Below are 2,050 nucleotides of genomic sequence, written 5' to 3' on the forward strand. Positions count from 1 at the left end.
CGAGGCTCTCGACCGAAGTGCGATCAACCGCATGTCCCTCGATGACTATCGCAAGTTTCGCGATGCGACGATCGATCAGCGCCGCAAGGAGCAGGACCGCGTGAATGCGGCGGTCGATGAACTCGTCAATGCGCTCGATGAAAAGCAGGCAGCGGTCGCCCGCGAGGTGCTGCCCGGCTTCGCGCTGGGTGGCTACATGCGCGGCATGAGACTGGGAAGCGCACGCTGACGGAGCGTGCCTTCGCCGATGAAAAGGGGCCGGCGAGACATCTCGCCGGCCTCATCATTTTTGGAGAGGCTCGCGCTCACCACTTCATCTTGCATTTCTCGGCATAGCGATCCTGATGGTCCTTCAGCGCGGTCCCGACCGTCTTTAGGGTGAAGCTGTCGCCGTCCTTCACCGCTTCCTGCAGATAGAAATTCTGGATCGGAAAGTGGTTGTTGCCGTATTTGTAGGACCCGCGCACCGAAGCGTAATTCGCCTTGCGCATCGCTTCGCGCATCGCGTCCTTCTTGGTGAGGTCGCCGCCAACGGCGCTGACCGCGATGTTGATCAGCATCGCTGCGTCATAGGCCTGCGCGGCGTAGAACGAGGGATCGCGGCCGAATTTCTTCTTGAAGTCGGTGACAAATTTCTTGTTGGCATCGTTGGGCAGGTCGATGACCCAGTGCTGCGCGCCGGGAACGCCGAGCGACAGATCCTTCAGCCGCGGCAGGGACAATGCGTCGACAATGAATGACGTATAGAGCGGAATCTGGCCGCGCAGGCCGGACTGCGAATATTGTGTCAGGAACTGGATGCCGACCGCGCCGGGATAGAAGGCGAAAATCGCATCAGGCTTCGCCGCGCGGGCCTTCGACAATTCGGTCGAGAAGTCGAGCTGATCCGGCCAGCGAGTATAATCCTCGCCGACGATCTTGCCCTTGAAATTGGCCTTGACGCCCGCGATCACGTCCTTCCCGGCGGCATAATTAGGCGCCAGCAGATACACCGACTTCACGCCCTTCTGATTCATGTATTCGCCAATGGCCTGGGGCACCTGATCGCCCTGCCAGGAGGTCGAGAAGAACCAGGGCGAACAGAGGTCGCCGGCAATCTGCGAGGGCCCGGCATTGGCGCTGATGATGAACGTCTCGGAGTCAACGGCCGACTTGTAGGACGCCAGCAGGACGTGGGACATCATGTAGCCGGTGAGGAAATTGACCCTGTCCGCCTGGATCAGCTTGTCGGTCTTCTGCTTGCCGACGTCAGGCTTCAGTGTGTCGTCCTCGTAGATCATGGTGACGTCGAGCCCGCCCATCTTGCGGCCGAGATGGTCGAGTGCGAGCTCGAAGGCATCGCGCATGTCGTTTCCGACCACGGCCTGCGGGCCCGTGAAGGTGGTGACGAAGCCGATCTTCACGTCCCTCTTGTCCTGCGCCTGGGCGGGCAAGGCGGCGAGCGCGAGCATCGCCGCCCCAAGCATCCATCGAGTCCTCATTGTGTTCCTCCGAATGTTGCGCCCGTTCCCCGGGCGCTTTCGTTGATCATCAGTTCCAGAGCTTCTTCGTTGCGATGTCGGCGCCCTGGCGCATCGCCTTGAACTTCTCCCAGACCACGGTGTCGTGGACTTCGGTGCGGTACAGCGCCTGCGAGGAGAAGCCGCAATCGCCGCCGGCCATCACGTTCTCGCGGCCGACCAGATTGGCGAAGCGGATCAGCCGCTCGGCGATCAGCTCCGGATGCTCGACGATGTTGCTCGCGTGGGTGATGACGCCCGGGCACAGCACCGTGCCGTCCGGGATCTTCACGCTCTCGAACAGATGATATTCGTGCTCGTGGCGCGGATTGGCCGCTTCGAACGAATAGGAGCCGGCGTTGATCGACAGCACATATTCGATGATCTGGGCGAGTGTCGCCTCGTAGAGGCGCGGGCCTTCGTTGATGCCGTAGCAGGTATGGAAGCGCACGCGCTCGCGCGGAATGCCCTTCAGCCCCTCATTGACCGCCTCGGCATAGATCTGGGCACGGCGCTTCATCTGCTTTTCGTCGAGCCCGGGCTCGACGAAA

Annotated in this window: 2 protein-coding genes and 1 pseudogene; 1 reads left to right on the top strand and 2 read right to left on the bottom strand. The window is 61.4% G+C overall.

What is annotated here, in order from left to right; all coding sequences use genetic code 11:
- On the top strand, positions 1-229 hold a 229-nt coding region (locus VN004_RS16920), incomplete at its 5' end, for a hypothetical protein (RefSeq protein WP_325612457.1).
- 76 nt (positions 230-305) lie between these two features.
- On the opposite strand, the gene VN004_RS16925 is transcribed toward VN004_RS16920, so the two are convergent.
- Together VN004_RS16925 and VN004_RS16930 are read right to left on the bottom strand one after the other, a co-directional pair.
- Positions 306-1,481 carry an ABC transporter substrate-binding protein gene (locus VN004_RS16925; protein WP_325612459.1) on the bottom strand — a complete coding sequence of 392 codons (1,176 nt, stop codon included), beginning with the start codon at positions 1,479-1,481 and terminating at the stop codon, positions 306-308.
- A gap of 49 nt (positions 1,482-1,530) precedes the next feature.
- Positions 1,531-2,050: pseudogene (locus tag VN004_RS16930) on the bottom strand (epoxyalkane--coenzyme M transferase); the annotation flags it as partial.

It is taken from the genome of Pseudorhodoplanes sp. (genome assembly GCF_035565855.1).
Taxonomy (GTDB): Bacteria; Pseudomonadota; Alphaproteobacteria; order Rhizobiales; family Xanthobacteraceae; genus Pseudorhodoplanes.